Source organism: Undibacterium sp. GrIS 1.8 (assembly GCF_040544445.1).
GTDB lineage: Bacteria > Pseudomonadota > Gammaproteobacteria > Burkholderiales > Burkholderiaceae_D > Undibacterium.
On record NZ_JBEONQ010000034.1, the window covers coordinates 30613 to 51807 of the forward strand.

Consider the following 21195-nt stretch of genomic DNA (forward strand, 5'->3'; position numbering starts at 1 on the left):
TTGCAACAGCCTGTAATTTATTTGTACTACTCACGCGTACAGAGTTTGTTTTTTACCCCGACGCTTACATCCAGATTGCGCGCCAGGCAATCACCAACCAATCACTTTTTCCTATGGATGGACGGTGCCTAAAAACATCGCCATGAACAGCGTCAATTTTTTCCAAGATACGTAATCCGCCTTGTACAACAAGACGTAATTCCCAACCTATCCTACCTTTTAAACGCTTACATAGCGGGCTTCCGCTTAACATCATCGTACGTGCTCTGTCGGTTTGAAATCGCATCATTTTCTGCCAATTTTCATTTACTTGCTCATTTGCTATTTGTTGTTCGGTAATACCAAATTGCGTCAGGTCGTCTAAGGGTAAATAGATTCTTTGTTTATGCCAATCGACAGCAACATCTTGCCAAAAATTGATTAGTTGCAGCGCAGAGCAGATTGCTGCGGAGTCTTTTAGATTGTCCGGTGTTGTCGCCTTATAGAGATGCAACATGAGCGTTCCGACAGGATTGGCAGAGCGTCTGCAATAATCTAATAACTCAGTGAAGCTTTGAAAGCGGGTAATCACCACATCTTGTTTAAATGCGGACAGCAAGTCCCGAAAGGCTTGTAAAGGCAGGCGATGTTGCCCAATATAATAATTAAGCTTTTGAAACAAGCCAATGTCACTTATTTCATTTAATTCTATTTTGGTCAATTCCGTTTCATATTGGTTAAGCGCAAACAAACGTTGTTCTGCGGTTGCATCACCTTCATCTGCGATGTCGTCCGCCGTTCTGGCAAAAGCATAAATAGATTCAACTGCTGGACGTAAGTGTTCGGGCAGCAAAATTGAGGCTACAGGGAAGTTTTCGTAATGATCTACTGGCATAGCATTGGCTAAAATTGCAATAAAAAATAAATGACTCTAAAGTCATTGGCAAAAAAATGTTGCGCAACTATAATTACTAACCGTTTAGTCAGTAACTGATTGGGTCACTTTAAATGATATTCAAATAGTCTACCCAAAGTATTTTGTCTATCCGTTAGCAGTCAGTAAGTGTTTTGTCATCCATTCCGTTAGAACGTTTAAAAAAAGCTGGAATAAGATTTGAGCAAGACGTAAATAAGATTTAAGCAAGATTTAAGCAAAACTTAAAAGTAACAAATTTTGATTGCCATCCGGCAAACGCATATTCTTGGTATTTACAGCCAGCATAGTAAAGGAAACCCCTCGTGCCAACCGTACAAAAAAACTATTTCACCGAGTTCACTGGTGCGAACAAAGCATCTGGCATACGTTTATCTATTGCAAAACATACTCTTGTACTCGGTGTGAGTACCGTACTGTTGTTGATTGCATGCTCAAAGCCAGCAGAAAAAGTAGAAGATATTCGTCCAGTACGCGTCGTTAAAGCTAGTGCAGATAGCGCTGACTCGGCTACGGAATTTTCCGGCGAGGTGCGCCCACGGATAGAGTCACGCCTTGGTTTTAGAGTGGCAGGTAAAATCGTTCTCCGCAAAGTTGATGTGGGTAACTTGGTAAAACGTGGTCAGGTATTGATGCAGCTTGATCCGCAAGACCTGGCGTTAGCGCAAACGCAGGCAAAAGCTGGATTAATGGCGGCGGAGAGCAATCGTGATTTGGCCAGAGCAGAACTCAAGCGTTATCAAGAATTGCGACAAAAGAATTTTGTCGCTGCTACTGTATTAGAGTCCAAAGAAACGACTTATAAAGCGGCTCAAGCGAGTTATGAGCAGGCGCAGGCATCATATAAAAATCAGGTCAATCAATCTGGTTACACGACCTTAATTTCTGACGTAGATGGCGTGGTTACCGGGATTGATGCGGAGGTAGGGCAGGTCGTTGCAGCAGGTACACCGGTAGTGCGCGTCGCGCAATCCGGTGAGATGGATGTGGTTGTAGGTATTCCTGAGGATAAAGTAAATACGATACGCCAAATTTCTGATATCCGGGTACGTTTGTGGGCAAATCAAGGCGAAGTGTTAGAGGCGAAGCTACGTGAATTGTCGCCAATTGCTGATGCGGTGACTCGCACTTATACAGCCAAAGTCGCTCTTCCGGCTAACTCTAAAGATGTCAGATTAGGCATGACTGCTTACGTCACTTTCTCTGCTAAAACGCCTAATGCAATGATACGTCTACCGATGACGGCATTATTTAACGATAAAAATATGACTTCGGTATGGATCGTTGAGGGTGGTGCGGTTAAATTAGTTCCAGTCACCATTGCGGGTTCTGCCGGACAAGATATATTGGTTGCCAAGGGTGTTTTAGCAGGACAAATTGTCGTGACAGCTGGTGTGAATTTATTAAAAGTCGGACAAAAAGTATCGATTCTTGGAGGCGAGCTTGCGAGTGCCAGTCCAACTACTGATTCTGTTAAAGCAGCTAGCGATGCAGCAGGAGTGGCTAAATGAGCGATTCCTCCCGAGGTTTTAATTTGTCGCGGTGGGCTCTGGAGCACATTCCATTAACACGTTACTTAATCGTGGTGCTGTTATTAGGCGGCATTTTGAGCTATGGACGGTTGGGACAAGATGAAGATCCTCCATTCACTTTCCGTAATATGGTGGTTAGGGCCGTTTGGCCTGGTGCAACTGCTTTGCAGATGGCGGAACAAGTAACCGATAAACTTGAGAAGAAACTACAAGAGACGCCTTATATAGACAAAATACGCAGCTACTCTAAGCCTGGTGAGACCCTCATCATTTTGCAATTACGCGAATCGACCCCGCCAAAAGAAACCGCACAATCCTGGTATCAAGTCCGAAAAAAAATTGGAGATATCAGCAGCACTTTGCCATCTGGTGTGCTCGGCCCATTTTTTAATGATGAATTTGGTGATACCTACGGATCTATCTTTGCTCTGTCTGGCGATGGATTTACCTATGAGCAGGTCAAAGAATATGCGGACTTTGTACGTCAGCAATTTTTGCGCATACCGACAGTTGCCAAGGTTGAGTTGTTTGGCGTGCAGGATGAGAAAATCAATATTGAATTTTCTCAAAAAAAGTTTTCTCAGTTAGGAGTTTCTTTTGACACGATTGTTAGTCAAATTAATTCCCAAAACACGATTAATGCCACAGGTATTCTAACGACCGCAGCAGATAATTTGCAGGTCAGGATTTCTGGTGCGTTAATGACAGTAAAAGATCTGGAAAATCTGCAATTACGCGCCAATGGAACCACTTTTCGTTTAGGTGATTTTGCGACAGTTAAGCGAGAGTACAAAAATCCTCCACAGGACAAAATGCGCTTCAACGGTAAAGAAGTAATTGGTCTTGGTATTTCCATGGAGCGGGGCGGGAATATTATTGACTTAGGTAAAAATCTCGAAAAAGCGACAGCCGAGGTTAAGAGTAAATTACCTGTTGGTATTCAGATTGAGCGCGTTTCTGATCAACCTAAAATGGTTGCGTCTTCTGTTGGCGAGTTTGTCCATACTTTAATTGAGGCCGTGGTTATTGTCTTGGCGGTGAGTTTTCTCGCTTTGGGTTTGCATACAAAACCATTCCGGTTGGACGTGTGGCCTGGCTTAGTCGTCGGCTTGACTATTCCTTTGGTGCTGGCAGTAACGTTTTTGTTTATGCGGATATTTGATATTGACCTGCATAAAATTTCTCTAGGCGCCCTGATTATTGCACTCGGACTGTTAGTCGACGACGCCATTATTGCTGTTGAGATGATGGTGCGCAAAATGGAGGAGGGCTTCTCTCGTTTTGATGCCGCGACTTTTGCTTACACTTCAACTGCGATGCCGATGTTGACCGGAACCCTGATTACGGCGGCGGGATTTTTGCCGATTGGTTTAGCTAAATCGGCCGCGGGGGAATACACATTTTCGATGTTCTCAGTAAACACGTTAGCTTTGATTATCTCTTGGTTGGCGGCGGTATTATTTACTCCTTACCTTGGTTACTTGCTACTCAAGGTGAAGCCATCCTCTAATGCTGACGGTCATCATGAATTATTTGACACACCATTTTATTCACGTTTCCGTAAGCTGGTTACCTGGTGTGTCGAATGGCGAAAAACCACCATCCTCATTACGCTTGGTGTCTTTGGCTTAGGTATTTTCGGTTTTAAATTTATTGAGCAGCAATTTTTCCCTGATTCTAGTCGCCCTGAACTGATGGTGGAGTTGTGGTTGCCAGAAGGAAGTTCCTTCGCGGCGACCGAGGCGCAGGCTAAAAAGTTTGAGCAGTTCATTCAAAAACAAGAAGGTGTTGAGAGCGTGACCAGCTATGTTGGTACTGGCAGTCCACGTTTTTATTTGCCGTTAGATCAAATCTTCCCTCAGACGAATGTGGCGCAAATCGTTGTGCTGCCAAAAGATCTTGAGGCTAGAAACGCGCTACGTTTAAAAATCGTCAACGTGTTTAAAGTTGATTTTCCTGAAGTACGTGGACGCGTTAAGGTGTTACCTAGTGGTCCACCTGTTCCTTATCCTGTGCAGTTCCGCGTGACAGGTTTAGAAGTCGCCAAGGTTCGTGAGGTGGCAGATCGGGTTAAAGATGTCATGCGCGCCAATCCTAATGCTATTGGCGTCAATGATAATTGGAATGAGTCAGTGAAGGTTGTGCGTATCGATTTGGATCAAGATAAATTGCGTGCCTTAGGTGTTACTTCACAATCAGTAATGCGGGCGGCGAATACTATTTTGACAGGTTCAACTGTTGGACAATTTAGGGATGGCAATAAGCTCATTGATATCGTGGTTCGGCAACCTGTTGATGAGCGATCTACTATCAATGCGTTAGGCGATGCAAATATTCCTACGGCGAGTGGTAAGTCTGTTCCCTTATCTCAAGTAGCAAGAATTAATCTGGTTTGGGAGCCTGGTGTAGTCTGGCGCGAGGGACGGGAGTGGGCAGTTACGGTTCAGTGTGACGTTGTCGATGGCATACAGGGTCCGACGGTTTCCAGCCAGATTTCGCCTAAGTTAGAGAAAATTCGCTCTGAGTTATTACCTGGCTACAAAATTGAATTGGCTGGTGCAGCGGCAGATAGTGGGAAAGCGCAAGAATCAATATCGGCAAATGTACCTTTAGTGATATTCATTATTTTTACTTTATTGATGTTGCAATTGCATAGCTTCTCACGTTCTTTATTGGTATTTTTGACTGGGCCACTTGGTATTGCTGGTGCAGCGATGGCTTTATTACTGTTGCATAGACCGTTCGGCTTTGTTGCGCAGCTAGGAGTGATTGCCTTGTTTGGAATGATTATTCGCAATTCGATTATTTTGATTGATCAGATTGAGCAAGATATTCAAGCAGGTGCTCCCGCTTGGGACGCGATTGTGGAGTCGGCTGTGAGGCGTTTCCGTCCAATTATTTTGACAGCCGCCGCAGCAGTTTTAGCAATGATTCCATTGTCCCGATCAGTTTTTTGGGGGCCAATGGCGGTCGCGATCATGGGTGGGTTGATCATTGCGACAGCTTTAACTTTGCTGTTTTTACCTGCTTTATATGCTGCTTGGTTTAGGGTGAAAAGACCTGTTTGATAGGCTCCGTTTGTGGGTGCGAGTCGGGCTTGCTACTATTTATATAGTGAGCCTGACTAGATAATTGCAAATCAAACTCTAAAAAAGAGCCACATCCGATTAAAATCCAGTAGAATATGCGGCTGGAGTTGAAATGCCACATGCAACAGTTTTGGGCGACACTTGAATTTTGGGTCGCCCTTTGCTTTTGTGCCAGTTTTTAATTTTGGCAAGTGTTCTCATCCCGCGAGGATGGCGAAATTGGTAGACGCACCAGGTTTAGGTCCTGACGCCAGTAATGGTGTGGGGGTTCGAGTCCCCCTCCTCGCACCACAGAATTTTTTTTATTTGGACGATTTTCATGGCAACTGCAGTCGAAACTTTAGATAAATTGGAACGCCGCCTTACTATTTCTTTTCCGATCGCCGATGTGCAATCTGAAGTGGAAAAGCGTTTGAAATTGCGCGCACGCACAGCGAAAGCCCCTGGCTTCCGCCCTGGAAAAGTGCCGATGAAAATGGTCGCCGCGCAGCACGGTTATCAAGTCGAAAATGAAGTCTTAAATGATAAAGTTGGCCAGGCATTTAATGCCGCTGCTAACGAGAATAAATTGCGCGTTGCTGGTTATCCACGCATTGAACCAAAATCTGGTGAAGGCGTAGCCGAAGGTAGTTTAGCTTTCGACGCAACTTTTGAAATATATCCAGAAGTTGTAGTTGGTGATTTGTCTTCTGCAGAAGTAGAGCAAGTTAAAGCTGAAGTATCTGACGCGGAAATTGATAAAACTATCGACATTTTACGCAAGCAACGCGTTCACTTTCATGTCAAAGGTGAACAAGGTGCTCATGGAGACGGTGGCGACTTATCAGCAAAAAATGGTGATCGTGCTACCTTGGACTTCGTCGGCAAAATTGATGGCGTAGAGTTTGCTGGCGGCAAAGCTGAAGATTTTGCTTTTGTTTTGGGTGAGGGTCGTATGTTGCCTGAGTTTGAAGCTGCGACTTTAGGCTTGAGATCTGGTGAAAGCAAAACTTTCCCGCTATCGTTTCCGGCGGATTATCACGGTAAAGATGTAGCTGGTAAAACTGCAGAGTTTACTGTCACTCTGAAAAAATTAGAGTGGGCACATCTTCCTGAGGTTGACGCTGAATTTGCAAAAAGTCTAGGTGTAGACGATGGTGATTTAGTCAAAATGCGCGCTGATATCAAAGAAAATCTTGAACGTGAAGTTAAAGGTCGCGTTAAAGCTAAAACTAAAGATAGTGTAATGGATGCTTTAGTTAAAGCCGTAGAATTTGATGTGCCAAAATCCTTGGTAGAGCAAGACGGTCAACGCTTGGCAGAGATGACTCGTCAAGACATGGCTCAGCGCGGTATGAATGTTGCAGATGTTCCATTCCCACCAGAATTGTTTACGGTGCAAGCGGAACGCCGTGTTCGTTTAGGATTGATATTGGCTGAGTTAGTAAAGGCTAATAATTTGCAAGCAACTGCTGAGCAAATTAAAGCGCAAGTCGAAGATTTCGCTCAGAGCTATGAAGATCCTCAGCAGGTCGTTAAATATTATTTTAGTGACCGTAATCGCTTAGCTGAAGTTGAAGCCCTTGTATTAGAAGAAAACGTCGTTAACTATGTCTTAGGTAAGTCAAAAGTCACTGACAAGGTGTTACCTTTTGACGAATTAATGGGTAACAACGCGTAATAACTAAAGGAAAATCCAATGACAGGCATTATTCGTAGTTCAGCATTAGATACCAACATGCTCGGTATGGTGCCTATGGTCATAGAGCAAAGCGGTCGTGGCGAACGTGCTTACGACATTTACTCTCGCTTGTTAAAAGAGCGTGTGATTTTTTTAGTTGGGCCAGTAAATGATCAAGCTGCAAATTTAATCGTAGCTCAGTTATTGTTTTTGGAAAGTGAAAATCCTGATAAGGATATTTCGCTTTACATTAATTCTCCGGGTGGCTCTGTATCAGCTGGTATGGCGATTTACGATACCATGCAATTTATTAAGCCTGATGTATCTACTTTGTGTACAGGTTTGGCCGCGTCAATGGGTGCATTTTTATTGGCTGCTGGTGCGAAAGGCAAACGTTTCTCACTGCCAAATTCTCGTATTATGATTCACCAACCTTTGGGTGGTGCTCAAGGTCAAGCCTCTGACATAGAAATACAGGCGCGTGAAATTTTGTACCTGCGTGAACGTTTGAATGGAATCCTAGCTGACAAAACTGGTCAGACAGTTGAGCAAATTGCGAAAGATACTGATCGTGACAACTTTATGTCGGCCGAATCTGCTGCTGAATATGGTTTAATCGATAAAGTGTTAACGCATCGCGCCTGATATACTAAAAATATTGAGTAATTAGAAGACGTCCGTGCTTATTAAGTGCGGACGTTTTTTATTGTGCTCTATAATTAAATTGCTAGCGGGTTTTATATTGATTTGTTATCTTCGTATTTTCGTGTCCTTCTTCAATGACATATATCGGATTTACGGTTAATATCAAAATTATTCTCGCTTAATTTTTGCTTAATTCCTGTTAAAGATATACGTACTATGCCTGATAAAAAATCCTCCACTGGCGAAAAGCTTTTATATTGTTCTTTTTGTGGCAAAAGCCAACACGAGGTTAAAAAACTAATTGCAGGTCCGTCTGTTTTCATTTGCGATGAATGCATTGATCTGTGTAACGATATTATTCGTGACGAAGTCAGCAACCTGGAATCCATTTCCAGTGCAAAAACTGATCTGCCAACACCTTTAGAAATTACAGCTTTGCTTGATCAATACGTAATTGGTCAAGTAACAGCAAAACGTATTCTTGCTGTTGCTGTTTATAATCATTACAAGCGCTTAAAGCATCTTGGTAAAAAAGATGATATTGAGCTATCTAAGAGCAATATCCTTTTGGTCGGCCCAACTGGGTCAGGTAAGACCTTACTTGCACAAACCTTAGCACGTATGCTCAATGTGCCGTTTGTAATTGCTGATGCGACAACTTTGACTGAGGCTGGCTATGTAGGTGAAGACGTTGAAAATATTATTCAAAAGCTGCTTCAAAACTGTAACTATGAAGTTGAGCGAGCACAAAAAGGGATCGTCTATATTGATGAAATCGATAAAATATCTCGTAAGTCAGATAATCCCTCAATTACCCGCGATGTCTCTGGAGAAGGCGTACAGCAAGCATTATTGAAATTGATTGAAGGTACTATGGCATCCGTACCACCGCAGGGAGGGCGAAAACATCCTAATCAAGATTTCATTCAGATTGACACAACAAATATTATGTTTATTTGCGGCGGTGCATTTGATGGTTTGGCTAAGATTATTTCTGACCGCTCTGAACGCAGCGGCATAGGATTTTCTGCTAGCGTGAAAAGTCAGGCAGAGAAGAGTGCTAGCCAAGTTATGCAAGATGCAGAACCGCAAGATTTGATTCGTTTTGGTTTGATCCCTGAGCTTGTTGGTCGTTTGCCTGTAATTGCAACTCTCAACGAGCTTGATGAGACGGCATTAATTCAAATCTTGGTCGAGCCGAAGAATGCGCTGATCAAGCAATATTCTAAATTGCTTGAAATGGAGGGTGCTGAGCTTGAAATCAGGCCCGCAGCTTTGCAAGCAATTGCAAAAAAAGCAATCGCACGTAAAACAGGTGCACGAGGCTTAAGATCTATTCTTGAGCACGCGTTGCTAGATGTCATGTATGATTTGCCTAGCGAGCAAAATGTTTCTAAAGTGGTTATTGATGAAAATACTATTACCAATGGCGCAAAACCTTTGCTGATTTACGACGAGCAACCGAAGGTGTCAGGTATAAAATCTTAATCCTTTAAAATTGTGGGTGAATGTCATAATTGATCCACGATATTTGGAATAAGCAGTACAATTAATTACACAATAAAATTGAGCTTCAATCGAAAAGCTACCCGGAGTTTCTCTCTGAGTGGCTTTTTTTATTGTTTTTCGGATGACGGGCTTGAGATTTAGCCTAGTGCGCCAATCTATATACTAGAAATTTTGAATAAGGTGCGCCATGACAACTTCTATAATTACTGAACAAACCGAATTGCCTTTGTTGCCACTGCGCGATGTGGTTGTGTTTCCACACATGGTTATTCCTTTATTTGTGGGGCGTCCAAAGTCCATTAAAGCTTTGGAAGCAGCAATGGAGCAGGGTAAGAGCATCATGTTGGCGGCACAAAAAGCTGCAGCAAAAGATGAGCCATCTGCTGACGATATTTACGAAATCGGCTGCATTGCCAATATTTTACAAATGTTGAAATTGCCAGACGGCACTGTTAAGGTGCTGGTCGAGGGTGCACAGCGTGCACGTATTCACAAGATTACTGAAACAGAGTCTCACTTCACAGCAGAGCTCACTCCTGTTGCGCCGGAAGAGGGTGATGACTCTGAAGTAGAGGCAATGCGCCGTGCAATCGTTCAGCAATTTGATCAATATGTAAAACTGAATAAAAAAATCCCACCTGAAATTTTGGCATCACTTTCAGGAATTGATGATGCGGGTCGGTTGGCCGATACAATTGCTGCACATTTGCCTTTGAAGCTAGAGCAAAAGCAAGTCATTCTGGAAATTTTTAGCGTTGCCAAACGTTTAGAACATTTGCTTGGTCAATTGGAGGGTGAGCTTGACATTCTGCAAGTAGAAAAGCGTATCCGTGGCCGTGTTAAGCGTCAGATGGAAAAATCTCAGCGTGAATACTATTTGAATGAGCAAGTAAAAGCGATTCAAAAAGAACTCGGTGAAGGTGATGAAGGTGCTGACATCGATGAGTTAGAAAAGAAAATTCTGGCAGCAAAGATGCCGAAAGAAGCGCATAACAAAGCGATGAATGAGTTGAAAAAGCTCAAAATGATGTCTCCTATGTCTGCTGAGGCAACTGTTGTTCGCAACTATATAGACACGATCGTTAATTTACCTTGGAAGAAAAAATCTAAGGTAAACAATGACTTAACTAACGCTGAAAAAGTATTGGAAGATGATCATTTTGGTTTAGATAAGGTCAAAGAGCGTATTCTGGAATATCTTGCCGTACAACAGCGCGTTGACAAACTGAAAGCGCCAATATTGTGTTTGGTCGGCCCTCCAGGTGTAGGTAAGACCTCTCTTGGTCAATCTATTGCACGTGCTACTAATCGTAAGTTTGTACGTATGGCGTTGGGCGGTGTTCGTGACGAGGCAGAGATTCGCGGTCATCGACGCACTTATATTGGTTCTATGCCCGGTAAGATATTGCAAAGCTTATCGAAAGTAGGAGTACGTAATCCATTATTTTTACTGGATGAAGTAGATAAAATGGGGGCGGATTTCCGTGGCGACCCGTCTTCTGCGTTGCTTGAGGTGCTAGATCCTGAACAAAACCATACTTTTTCTGATCATTACATCGAAGTTGATTTCGATTTATCAGATGTTATGTTTGTAGCGACCTCTAATTCATACAACATTCCGCCAGCTTTGTTGGATCGTATGGAGGTTATTCGTTTGTCGGGTTATACCGAAGACGAAAAAGCTAGCATTGCCCAGCGTTACTTACTTCCTAAACAAATTAAAAATAATGGTTTGAAGGATGGTGAAATCAGTGTTGCTGAAAGTGCTATTCGAGACATTATTCGTTATTACACTAGAGAAGCAGGGGTACGTTCCTTAGAGCGTGAGTTATCAAAAATTTGTCGCAAAGTCGTTAAGATGCTCTTACTTAAAAAGAGTGAGAAGAAAGCAACGATTACATCAAAAAATCTGGATAAGTTTTTGGGTGTTCGTCGTTACGATTTTGGTGTGGCGGTCAAAGATAACCAGGTTGGACAAGTCGTTGGTCTTGCGTGGACTGAAGTCGGCGGCGATTTATTGACAATTGAAGCAGTTGCAATGCCTGGTAAGGGTGGCGTGATACGTACCGGTACTTTAGGTGATGTGATGAAGGAGTCGATTGAAGCTGCTCGCACTGTAGTTCGCAGTCGTGCGAAGCGCTTGGGTATTAAGCCAGATGTGTTTGAAAAAAGTGATATTCATATTCACGTTCCAGAGGGGGCAACGCCAAAAGATGGTCCTTCCGCTGGTATTGCTATGACGACAGCTCTGGTATCTGTTTTTACCGGGATACCGGTACGTGCAGATGTAGCGATGACTGGTGAGATTACCTTGCGTGGTGAAGTATTGCCTATCGGTGGTCTAAAAGAGAAATTATTGGCAGCGCATCGAGGCGGAATTAAGACGGTTTTAATTCCTGAAGAGAATGCTAAAGATTTAACTGAGATTCCTGATAACGTCAAAAATAAGCTGGAGATCATTCCAGTGCGTTGGATAGATAAAGTGTTAGAAATTGCTTTAGAGCGTCAGCCAGTTGCTTTGACTGATGAAGAAGTTTTAGTAGCTGCTACGGCCACTAAAGTTGAAGGTGGCGTCGATGTTGGTGGTGTTGTAAAGCATTGAGCCTGATCTGAAATTTGGTTTTCATCAGATAGTTTTCTCTGATTAAAACTGAAGAAAGTAAAATGGTCACTAGTTATCTAGCGGCCATTTTTTTCATAATCGATTTTCTGGGTTATCTAATTTATAAATTATTACCAAAATAGTAAATTAAATTGACCGACAATTTAACTTTTGTCGAGACGATGAAAGTAGGCTCGATAAACATGAAATTTTATTCATTTAATCGGAGTACGTTCATACTATGGGTGAGTATATTTTAATTGTCCATGCAATAATTGAGTAAAATCATGTTTTTCAAAAAGATTGTGGGGAGTATATTGATTGAGTTGGGACGTGACAGATGAAATTTTTTATTTTATTTACTGATACTGCCAATACCTAGTAATACATAACTTAAGTCCAGGCTCTGACCAGCCCAACGGCTAAACCTTCAAGTGAAAAGTCTTCGTCAAGTTCATTAATCTTGATATTGGGATAATCAGGATTTTCTGCTAATAGCTCGATCATATTCCCTGATTTTTTATAGCGTTTAACCGTAACATCATCCCCCATACGGGCAATCACGATTTGTCCATTTTTTGCTTCGTTAGATTTTTTTACTGCAAGCAAATCACCATCAAAAATACCGGCGTCACGCATAGACATACCACGCACTTTGAGCAGGTAGTCTGGAATAGCTGAAAATAAGGCTGGATCAACTTGATAGGTTGTGTCCACATGCTCTTGCGCAAGAATGGGAGATCCTGCCGCTACTCTGCCAACTAGCGGCAAACTAAGTTGCATTAGTGATGGATGGGGTAGCGCTAATTGAGCAATATAGTTAGGCCTAGCCTTGGTGCTTCCATTGCTTAGTATGGAATCAAGCAATCGTATGCCGCGTGAGGTACCCGGAGCAATTTCAATAACTCCTTTGCGCGCTAGTGCTTGCAAATGCTCTTCCGCTGCATTGGTGGAGCGAAAACCTAATTCATTTGCAATTTCTGCTCTTGTTGGCGGAAATCCAGTATTTTGGATCGCGTCCTTAATTAAATTTAAAATCTGTTCTTGGCGAGCGGTGAGTTTTAGCATGATCGAATTCCAATCGTGTAGTTGTGAGACTGGGTTTATATGCAGCCTGTATTTTTGTACAGTATAAACCTAAAATCTTTTTCATCTCAAAATTTTTTTAAGTCCTCTCAATGGGTGTGTTGCACATAAATTGGTAGCAGTAAATGTAATAAGCTATTGAAACTATTGAGTAAATTATCAAAGTGCAGTATAGTTGTGGGCTTTCCTCTTCCCGCACTCGTCTTGACGCCGAGGCGGGCTATTAAATTGTCCACAAGGAGAATATATGCGTCATTATGAAATCGTATTTATCGTACATCCGGATCAAAGCGAGCAAGTGCCTGCAATGATCGAGCGTTACAAAGCCACAGTTGTTGCACGTAGTGGTCAAGTACACCGTATTGAAGATTGGGGCCGTCGTCAATTGGCATACATGATTCAAAAACTGGCAAAAGCACATTATGTTTGCATGAACATTGAGTGCGATGCTGAGACTCTGATTGAGTTGGAAACCGCATTCAAATTCAATGATGCAGTTCTGCGCCACCTCACAGTCAAAATGAAGAAAGCTGAAACAGCGCCATCTCCAATGATGAAATCTGTTCAGAAAGAAGATGCTGCTAAAACGCAACGCGTAGAAGCGCCAGCAGCATAATTGACACGTTAGAGGACGCTACATAAATCAGTGAATCAGCTTAAAGTCGTTGCCAGCATTGTAGAAAAATCGGCGCTGCGTTTTACACCAGCCGGAATTCCGATAGCCTCTGCGGTACTGATACATAGCTCTAAGCAAACGCAAGCAAATGCCCAACGTGTAGTCGACTTTGAAATCAATGCGCTAGCCGCAGGAGAAATTTCAAAGCGATTTATGGAAATAGAGTTAGGTGTTGTAATGCAATTCACAGGTTTTTTGTCGCGCAAGAACCGTAACAGCAAAAGTCTCGTATTTCACATTACTGAATTCGAGACAAATTTACTAGATTAGGAGCCACAAATGGCATTCGGTAAAAAATTTGACAAAAGCAAACTGAAAAATAAGCGCCCACAACAAAATCCATTGTTCAAGCGTAAAAAATTCTGCCGCTTTACAGCCGCACATGTAGCGCAAGTTGACTACAAAGACGTCGATACATTGAAAGATTTCGTGCAAGAAAACGGCAAAATCATGCCAGCACGTTTGACAGGTACTAAAGCTTTGTACCAACGTCAAGTCGACACAGCGATCAAACGCGCACGCTACTTAGCGTTGCTGCCGTACACTGATTTGCACACAGCGTAATTGACGACAAGGTACTAGGAGAAAAATATGCAAGTTATTCTGATTGATAAAGTCGTTAATCTCGGCAATCTGGGCGATGTAGTTAAAGTTAAAGACGGTTACGCACGTAACTTCTTGATCCCACAACGTATGGCTCGCCGTGCTACAACTTCAGCGATTGCTGAATTCGAAGCAAAACGCGCAGAGTTGGAAAAAGCAGCAGCAGCACGTTTGGCTGCAGCACAAGCTCAAGGCGAAAAATTGTCTGGTTTGACTGTACAAATCTCGCAAAAGTCTGGTGTTGATGGTCGTTTGTTTGGTTCCGTAACCAACTTCGACATCGCTGAAGCATTGACCAAGCAAGGTTTTGCTGTTGAAAAAGCGCAGATTCGTTTGCCACAAGGTCCGTTGAAGATCGTTGGCGATCATTCTGTTGCCGTTGCTTTGCACACAGACGTAGTTGTTGATGTGACCGTTGCTATCTTGGGCGAGCACGCTTAAGTTTTAGTCGCATAGTATTTAAAAAAGCCGGGTTCGCCCGGCTTTTTAACGTTTACGTCGCTAAGATTGAGCGATCAATTAGTCTTGGCAGTCAGGTATTGATTTAATTAATTTGGTATTTTAAAGCTTGCAGCATAAATGGTATTTACTATTTTTTAATAGCGGCTGTGCCTGTTATCTTAGTAATAAATGGTCAGATTTATGTATTTCATTAAGGCATGTTCTGTTGATTTCGATATTGAATAAAAAGGTATAATGCGCGCCATGAAAGCACCTTCCGATCCGCAATTAGATTCCATTCGAGTCCCACCACATTCCATCGAAGCCGAGCAATCTGTTTTGGGTGGCTTACTATTAGATAATGCTGCGTGGGATAGAATCGCCGACTTTATCCGCGAGGATGATTTTTACCGATATGACCATAGGATTATTTTTCAGGCAATTGTTAAGCTGATTAACGCGACTAAGCCAGCCGACGTTATTACCGTTTACGAGGCACTGACTGGCCTGAATAAAGCAGACGACGCTGGTGGTTTGACGTATTTAAATGCGCTGGCACAAAATACCCCCTCCGCCGCAAATATTCGTCGTTATGCCGAAATTGTGCGTGACCGAGGTGTCTTGCGCAAATTGATTTCAGTATCTGACGAAATCGCTGGTAATGCCTTTAATCCGCAAGGCAAAGAAGTAAAGCAAATGCTGGATGAGGCAGAGTCAAAAATCTTTGCGATCGCGGAGGAGGGCTCCCGTGGCGCTCAAGGCTTCACTGCTATTCAACCTTTGCTGACACAAGTGGTTGAGCGAATTGATGAGTTGTATAACCGCGATCACACTAGTGACATCACCGGCGTGCCAACGGGCTTTACGGATCTGGATCGAATGACTTCCGGTTTGCAACCCGGCGATTTGATCATTGTTGCAGGTCGCCCATCAATGGGTAAAACGGCGTTCTCGATCAATATCGGTGAAAACGTCGCAATTGAAAGTGGTTTGCCAGTAGCTGTATTTTCGATGGAAATGGGTGGGGCTCAATTAGCCATGCGTATGCTTGGCTCGGTTGGTCGCTTGGATCAGCATCGATTGCGTACAGGTAGATTGGTGGATGAAGATTGGCCGCGCCTGACCCATGCGATTCAAAAAATGAACGACGCGCAGTTATATATTGATGAGACGCCTGCGCTGAGTTCAATTGAATTGCGCGCTCGCTCGCGTCGTTTATCACGTCAATGTGGCAAATTGGGGTTAATTATCATCGATTACTTGCAACTGATGTCAGGTAACACTGCAGGTGAAAACCGTGCTACAGAAATATCCGAAATTTCCCGCAGCTTAAAAGGTTTAGCAAAAGAGTTGCAGTGCCCAGTAATCGCACTCTCTCAGCTCAATCGTTCGTTGGAGCAAAGGCCGAATAAACGTCCGGTAATGTCCGATTTGCGAGAGTCTGGCGCGATTGAGCAAGATGCTGACGTCATTCTATTTATCTACCGTGATCAGGTTTATAACCCGGACTCTCCAGATAAAGGTACCGCCGAAATCATTATTGGTAAGCAGCGAAATGGTCCTATTGGTAGCGTTCGTTTAACCTTTTTGGGTGAATACACCAAGTTCGATAATTACACAGGCTCACTGTCTATTTACGGTGACAACGAATAGTCGTACGACTATTTAGCAGTATCCAGATTAATCAGATGCTTCTTTTTGATCTGGAGCGATTTCAGTATTTTTACTTCTAGCGAGAACAATATGTTTGGACGATTGATGCCCACTGAAGGTAAATTTTTTGAGCTCTTTAACCAGCATGCAGAATTATGCGTTAAAGGTGCCAAAGAAATGGTCGCCTTGATGACCAATTTTGATGACCTTGAGCACCGTGTACATGCAATTGAAGGCATAGAAAAACAGGCCGATACAGTTACCTACAACACGATTGAGTTATTACACAAAACCTTTATCACACCCTTGGATCGTGACGATATTCATCAGCTGATTACCCGCATGGATGATATTTTGGATTTGCTGGAGGATGCTGGGCAAACAATCTCTTTGTACGATGTTCGTGAGATTACGCCAGAGGCTAAACGTTTGGCTGAGTTATGTCTGGCCTGCGCAGAAAAGGTAAAGGCTGCGGTCGGACTCTTAAATAACATGAAAAACTCCCGCGAGATTTTGTTGATCTGTGAAGAGATTGATCGCTTAGAATCCGATGCAGATCACGTTATGCGTGCCGCGATGTCTAAATTATTTCGCGATGAACCGGATGTCCGTAATCTGATTAAATTGAAAGCGATTTATGAGATTCTGGAAACCGTGACAGATCGTTGCGAAGACGTCGCCAATATTATTGAAGGCATTATTGTCGAAAACGCGTAACGATGAAACTGGCAAGACATTGCTCTGCTAGTTCAGATGCTACAAGTATGTGTATCGGCAGTATCTAAGCATTTAACTTGCCTGTCGTTTTATTTAGTATTAACTCTCAGCTCTGAGAGTGCTTAAAAGAGAAGTGATTCCCATGCAAACCTTCCATATGAGCCTGTATCTCATCATATTTCTGGTGGTGCTAGCTCTGTTATTTGATTTTATGAATGGCTTTCATGATGCAGCGAATGCTATTGCTACCGTTGTTTCTACCGGCGTATTAAAGCCTCAGCAAGCTGTCGCGATGGCGGCATTTTTTAATGTGCTCGCCATTGTAGTTTTTCCATTGACTGTTGCAACCACGATCGGTAAAGGTACGATCGATCCCAGTGTAGTTGATCACTATGTGATTTTTGGCGCATTAGTCGGGGCGATTTTTTGGAATTTTGTGACCTGGTATTTTGGTATTCCATCGTCGTCATCGCATGCATTAATTGGTGGTATGGTTGGTGCGGCGGTAGCTAAAGCAGGCACTGGCGCATTGATTTCTGCTGGCTTGATCAAGACGATCGTATTTATCGTTGTGTCGCCTCTGTTGGGGTTTTTCCTTGGTTCTTTAATGATGTTATTGGTGTCATGGTTGTTCGTTAAATCGACGCCGATGAAGGTTGATAAATGGTTTCGTCGTTTGCAGCTTTTATCCGCTTCCATGTTTAGCCTGGGACATGGCGGTAACGACGCTCAAAAAACCATGGGTATCATCTGGATGTTGCTGATCTCTGCCGGTTATTCTGCACAAGCAGATACTTCGCCACCGCTCTGGGTGATTATCTGTTGTTATACCGCGATCGGTATGGGGACTTTGTTTGGCGGATGGCGCATTGTTAAAACTATGGGACAAAAAATTACAAAGTTAAAACCTGTAGGCGGTTTTTGTGCAGAGACAGCAGGCGCTGCGACCTTATTTTTTGCCACCGCCATGGGCATTCCTGTCTCCACAACACACACTGTTACTGGCGCGATTGTGGGCGTGGGTTCTGCCCAAAAGATGTCTGCAGTGCGTTGGGGTGTTGCTAGTAATATTGTCTGGGCCTGGATTTTGACTATACCTGCCTCTGCCTTTGTCGCCGCGATTGCATGGTGGGTCGGACGGCACATATTATAAATACTCCCCCTGTTTTTTGGTAAATATGCCTTATCGTCCATATTTCCTCTGGACGATTTAATATACATAGGGGCAGTATATTAAAAAGCCTGATAAACATCATGTTTATCAGGCTTTTTTCAACTGCTTACTGTGTGCTGATCTGATCGCCGCTATTCGCTTACATTTGTTTAAACAGATGCACAAAGCTACGACTGACTTCCAGCTTCTCTGTTAGTCCTTTGACTTGCACTAGATGCCGTCCCCGCATGTCGCGCACTACGCCAGAAATCGCTTTGGCATTGACCAGCGTTGCCCGATGAATTTGCCAAAACAGGGCAGGGTCCAGCTCTTCCGCCAGATCGCGCACGGGCTTCCGGATCAATGCCTCGTAGCTTACTGTTTGTACCCGGGTGTATTTTTCATCTGATTGAAAAAACAAAATTTCTTCGACCGGGATCAAACGTAATTCTTGTCCAATAGATGCTTGTATCCATTGCAAATAACTCTGTTTGCCGATTCCCATCTGCTTGGCTAATTGTGCCAGCATATTACTCATATCATTAGGCTCGGCTTGGCTATGTAGTCGCGCTTTTAACCTCTCTACGGTGCGTGTCAGCCGCTCTACATCTGCTGGCTTCAGCACATAATCGACTGCGCCATGATCAAACGCCTCTATCGCATATTGATCATAGGCAGTGATAAATACGATATGCGCTTTGTTGCCAATTTCTTTAGCAGCTTCTAAGCCTGTTTTGGCAGGCATGCGAATATCGAGAAAGGCAAAGTCAGGCTGTAATGTTTCGACTAACTGCACAGCTTCTTCGCCATTTTTGGCTTCATCGAGAATCTGCAATTCTGGCCAGACTTGTTCCAGGCGTGACCTTAACTGGTCGCGCATCAGTCTTTCATCATCGGCGATTATGGCGGTTGGCATATCGGTTGGCATAGTTCGTCAATTCCGTTTAGTTGGCTAACTCATAAGGGATTTCTATAGTAACGCAAACGCCTGTAGGTTGATTAGGTGTAATGATCATTTGCCCTTTTTCTTTGTAAATAAGTTTCAGACGCTCACGAATATTTTGCAAACCTAAGCCAGTGCCGTTACTCGGCATTGCACCAAAGCCCAATCCGTTATCTGATACCGATACCCGCAATTTGTTGTGTGCTACTTCTGCATGGAAGCGAATCGTGCCACCTTCGGCTTTTACCTCTAATCCATGCTTAATCGCATTCTCAACCAGCGACTGCAACATCATCGGCGGGAAAGAGGCACTGCGCAATCCTTCTGGCATGATGAAGTCAACCTCTAATCGTTCTTCCATTCGCATTTTTAATAGATCCAGATAAGACCTGACCATATCCGCCTCGCGTCCCAAATTGGTTGTTGCGGCGTTTTCGCGCATTTGTGGCAAGACGGCGCGCAGGTAAGAGATCAAGCTGCGTTGCATCGCTGCTGCGCGAGGCGGGTCGGTTTCAATCAAATATTCTACCGATGCCAGCGTGTTAAATAAGAAGTGCGGTTCGACTTGCGCTTGCATCATTTGCATCTGTGCCTCGCTGACCTGACGCAGCAATGATTCACGCTCAGCAGAGGCATTGGCTTGTTTGGCCTTTTCTTCCGCTCGGACTTTCCCACCCATTAACGCTTTCATACCGAGCAGGCCGAAAATCAATAACATCACAAAGTTGATAAACCATTTGGATGATTTTTTCTGGTAACTCTTTACCTCTTCATCAGCAGCGTCGGCAACGGCATCTTCAATATCATTGCTGATTTCCTGTGCAACCTCTGGAGGGAGCTTGATATGGATATCATCTTGCCCATTTTTACTGATGACTGGTGTTACAGGTGCAGCAGGCGCAACGGCTGAGGCAGCAGAGGCGGCACTTTCTGCTGGTGCGACCGGCGCAGCAGGTTCTGTTGGTGTGCTGCTATTGCCGTTTAAAACGCGAATGCCATTCTCATCGATCTCAATTTGTTTGCCGTCACCATCGGTTTTGTTTTTGCGGATATGGATACCAGTTCCATCAATCTCAATATTGGTATCGCCGTCGCTAATTGCTTTGGATTTACTCGCTTTTTTCGCTGCTTTTTTCTTCGTGACGACAACACTCTCTTCAGAACTAAAAAGATTATCTTGAAGGATCGCACCCGCGATCATTGTGACGATGGCGAATAAGAAAAACTTCCACCAGGATAATTGCGTTACCCAAGCGGCAGTTTTGTCAAAAGCCTTGCTGAGCCAGCGTAAAAAACTAGTAGCAAGCTCTTTACTTGTTTGAAGTGTGTTCGGGTTCATGATGAATTTCTCTCTAAGTTATCTTATTTCTACTAACTGATATTGGCTGATTAGCTTGGTAGCAAAGATAATGTTTTATATGGCATGTTGTGACTTTAGAGAAATGCTGGAGCGATCGCTACAGGCTTGCGACAGTCTGCAAATAAACTGGGACAGAATCAGTAAAAGCGAGCTTAGTGTGCAGGAGCAATAGTATGTTTTTCAAGATATAGCGAAAAAATGATGTCTTACCTGCTATGAAGATTGTTGATGAAGCTCATTGCTGTTCGTGATCATAAGAGTGATTTAAGTTTTTATTTAGATAATAAAAGTAATGAGCAGCATTTTAAAATGATCATGATGGTCGGTAAAAATCAATGAGGTAATTGAATAAGTAATTAAATAAGTAATTAAATAAGTAATTAAATAAGTAATTAAATAAGTAATTAAATAAGAAAGTGGCGCATATCAGTGATCTGTCTGATCACCTGACTGCACCACTATTGAAATAATTTGATATCAGCAGACCTAGTAAACGGAACTAAGTATTTTTTACTAATTGAGGTTCTTGCAAAACGAAACACCGGAGAGTAATTTTATTGCGAGAAGCGCAAAATAGATGAGAAAGGAGCGGCCATTTCTGGCAAGATGAAAG

General features: G+C 43.2%; 17 protein-coding genes and 1 tRNA gene. 14 read left to right on the plus strand and 4 right to left on the minus strand.

Going from position 1 to position 21195, the window contains the following annotated elements; all coding sequences use genetic code 11:
- Positions 1-64 precede the first annotated feature (64 nt).
- The gene (gene hpnC / locus AAKU64_RS15660) at positions 65-874 is read right to left on the minus strand and encodes a squalene synthase HpnC (RefSeq protein ID WP_354333049.1); all 810 of its coding nucleotides are present in this window, start codon (positions 872-874) and stop codon (positions 65-67) included.
- A gap of 344 nt (positions 875-1218) precedes the next feature.
- Between hpnC and AAKU64_RS15665 the strand changes: the two genes are divergently transcribed.
- The 7 genes from AAKU64_RS15665 to lon all read left to right on the plus strand — a co-directional run bounded on the left by AAKU64_RS15665 (position 1219) and on the right by lon (position 11950).
- A complete protein-coding gene (locus AAKU64_RS15665; RefSeq protein ID WP_354333051.1) occupies positions 1219-2424 on the plus strand; it encodes an efflux RND transporter periplasmic adaptor subunit in 1206 nt (401 codons plus the stop codon).
- Positions 2421-5513, plus strand: coding sequence for an efflux RND transporter permease subunit (locus tag AAKU64_RS15670; RefSeq protein WP_354333053.1), 3093 nt, complete (start codon positions 2421-2423; stop codon positions 5511-5513). Before AAKU64_RS15665 ends, AAKU64_RS15670 begins: the two co-directional genes overlap by 4 nt.
- Before the next feature lie 225 nt (positions 5514-5738).
- Positions 5739-5825: transfer RNA gene (locus AAKU64_RS15675), tRNA-Leu, on the plus strand.
- A 28-nt stretch (positions 5826-5853) separates the two neighbouring features.
- Positions 5854-7194, plus strand: a complete 1341-nt coding sequence (tig, locus tag AAKU64_RS15680) for a trigger factor (RefSeq protein ID WP_354362400.1) — start codon at positions 5854-5856, stop codon at positions 7192-7194.
- A gap of 18 nt (positions 7195-7212) precedes the next feature.
- Complete coding sequence (clpP, locus tag AAKU64_RS15685; protein WP_354333056.1) at positions 7213-7839, plus strand: ATP-dependent Clp endopeptidase proteolytic subunit ClpP; 627 nt, start codon at positions 7213-7215, stop codon at positions 7837-7839.
- Between the two features lie 216 nt (positions 7840-8055).
- Complete coding sequence (gene clpX / locus AAKU64_RS15690; protein ID WP_354333058.1) at positions 8056-9327, plus strand: ATP-dependent Clp protease ATP-binding subunit ClpX; 1272 nt, start codon at positions 8056-8058, stop codon at positions 9325-9327.
- A 208-nt stretch (positions 9328-9535) separates the two neighbouring features.
- The gene (gene lon, locus AAKU64_RS15695; RefSeq protein ID WP_354333060.1) at positions 9536-11950 is read left to right on the plus strand and encodes an endopeptidase La; all 2415 of its coding nucleotides are present in this window, start codon (positions 9536-9538) and stop codon (positions 11948-11950) included.
- A 393-nt stretch (positions 11951-12343) separates the two neighbouring features.
- Here the strand turns inward: lon and lexA are convergent, their stop codons facing one another.
- The gene (gene lexA / locus AAKU64_RS15700; protein ID WP_354333062.1) at positions 12344-13018 is read right to left on the minus strand and encodes a transcriptional repressor LexA; all 675 of its coding nucleotides are present in this window, start codon (positions 13016-13018) and stop codon (positions 12344-12346) included.
- Between the two features lie 265 nt (positions 13019-13283).
- On the opposite strand from lexA, the gene rpsF reads away from it, so the two are divergent.
- The 7 genes from rpsF (at position 13284) to AAKU64_RS15735 (ending at position 18279) form a co-directional block, all read left to right on the plus strand.
- A complete protein-coding gene (gene rpsF / locus AAKU64_RS15705; protein WP_322118558.1) occupies positions 13284-13652 on the plus strand; it encodes a 30S ribosomal protein S6 in 369 nt (122 codons plus the stop codon).
- Positions 13653-13682: 30 nt separating this feature from the next.
- Positions 13683-13982, plus strand: a complete 300-nt coding sequence (gene priB / locus AAKU64_RS15710; protein ID WP_323492379.1) for a primosomal replication protein N — start codon at positions 13683-13685, stop codon at positions 13980-13982.
- A 9-nt stretch (positions 13983-13991) separates the two neighbouring features.
- Positions 13992-14276, plus strand: coding sequence for a 30S ribosomal protein S18 (gene rpsR / locus AAKU64_RS15715; protein ID WP_322118560.1), 285 nt, complete (start codon positions 13992-13994; stop codon positions 14274-14276).
- A gap of 27 nt (positions 14277-14303) precedes the next feature.
- A complete protein-coding gene (gene rplI / locus AAKU64_RS15720) occupies positions 14304-14756 on the plus strand; it encodes a 50S ribosomal protein L9 (protein WP_322118561.1) in 453 nt (150 codons plus the stop codon).
- A 264-nt stretch (positions 14757-15020) separates the two neighbouring features.
- Positions 15021-16409 carry a replicative DNA helicase gene (locus AAKU64_RS15725; protein ID WP_322118562.1) on the plus strand — a complete coding sequence of 463 codons (1389 nt, stop codon included), beginning with the start codon at positions 15021-15023 and terminating at the stop codon, positions 16407-16409.
- Positions 16410-16499: 90 nt separating this feature from the next.
- On the plus strand, positions 16500-17126 hold the full coding sequence (locus AAKU64_RS15730; RefSeq protein WP_322118563.1) for a DUF47 domain-containing protein: 627 nt from the start codon (positions 16500-16502) through the stop codon (positions 17124-17126).
- A 142-nt stretch (positions 17127-17268) separates the two neighbouring features.
- Positions 17269-18279, plus strand: coding sequence for an inorganic phosphate transporter (locus AAKU64_RS15735; RefSeq protein WP_322118564.1), 1011 nt, complete (start codon positions 17269-17271; stop codon positions 18277-18279).
- Between the two features lie 160 nt (positions 18280-18439).
- Here the strand turns inward: AAKU64_RS15735 and AAKU64_RS15740 are convergent, their stop codons facing one another.
- Entirely contained in the window at positions 18440-19195 is a 756-nt protein-coding gene (locus AAKU64_RS15740; RefSeq protein WP_354333066.1) for a LytR/AlgR family response regulator transcription factor, read from the minus strand.
- Positions 19196-19223: 28 nt separating this feature from the next.
- The gene (locus AAKU64_RS15745; RefSeq protein WP_354333068.1) at positions 19224-20561 is read right to left on the minus strand and encodes a sensor histidine kinase; all 1338 of its coding nucleotides are present in this window, start codon (positions 20559-20561) and stop codon (positions 19224-19226) included.
- Positions 20562-21195 lie beyond the last annotated feature (634 nt).

Excerpts from the sequence above, each read along its gene's own strand:
- hpnC (WP_354333049.1), bottom strand. The coding sequence starts at position 874 with ATGCCAGTAGATCATTACGAAAACTTCCCTGTAGCCTCAATTTTGCTG.
- AAKU64_RS15670 (WP_354333053.1), top strand. The coding sequence starts at position 2,421 with ATGAGCGATTCCTCCCGAGGTTTTAATTTGTCGCGGTGGGCTCTGGAG.
- tig (WP_354362400.1), top strand. The coding sequence starts at position 5,854 with ATGGCAACTGCAGTCGAAACTTTAGATAAATTGGAACGCCGCCTTACT.
- clpP (WP_354333056.1), top strand. The coding sequence starts at position 7,213 with ATGACAGGCATTATTCGTAGTTCAGCATTAGATACCAACATGCTCGGT.
- clpX (WP_354333058.1), top strand. The coding sequence starts at position 8,056 with ATGCCTGATAAAAAATCCTCCACTGGCGAAAAGCTTTTATATTGTTCT.
- lon (WP_354333060.1), top strand. The coding sequence starts at position 9,536 with ATGACAACTTCTATAATTACTGAACAAACCGAATTGCCTTTGTTGCCA.
- lexA (WP_354333062.1), bottom strand. The coding sequence starts at position 13,018 with ATGCTAAAACTCACCGCTCGCCAAGAACAGATTTTAAATTTAATTAAG.
- rpsF (WP_322118558.1), top strand. The coding sequence starts at position 13,284 with ATGCGTCATTATGAAATCGTATTTATCGTACATCCGGATCAAAGCGAG.
- rpsR (WP_322118560.1), top strand. The coding sequence starts at position 13,992 with ATGGCATTCGGTAAAAAATTTGACAAAAGCAAACTGAAAAATAAGCGC.
- rplI (WP_322118561.1), top strand. The coding sequence starts at position 14,304 with ATGCAAGTTATTCTGATTGATAAAGTCGTTAATCTCGGCAATCTGGGC.
- AAKU64_RS15725 (WP_322118562.1), top strand. The coding sequence starts at position 15,021 with ATGAAAGCACCTTCCGATCCGCAATTAGATTCCATTCGAGTCCCACCA.
- AAKU64_RS15730 (WP_322118563.1), top strand. The coding sequence starts at position 16,500 with ATGTTTGGACGATTGATGCCCACTGAAGGTAAATTTTTTGAGCTCTTT.
- AAKU64_RS15735 (WP_322118564.1), top strand. The coding sequence starts at position 17,269 with ATGCAAACCTTCCATATGAGCCTGTATCTCATCATATTTCTGGTGGTG.
- AAKU64_RS15740 (WP_354333066.1), bottom strand. The coding sequence starts at position 19,195 with ATGCCAACCGCCATAATCGCCGATGATGAAAGACTGATGCGCGACCAG.
- AAKU64_RS15745 (WP_354333068.1), bottom strand. The coding sequence starts at position 20,561 with ATGAACCCGAACACACTTCAAACAAGTAAAGAGCTTGCTACTAGTTTT.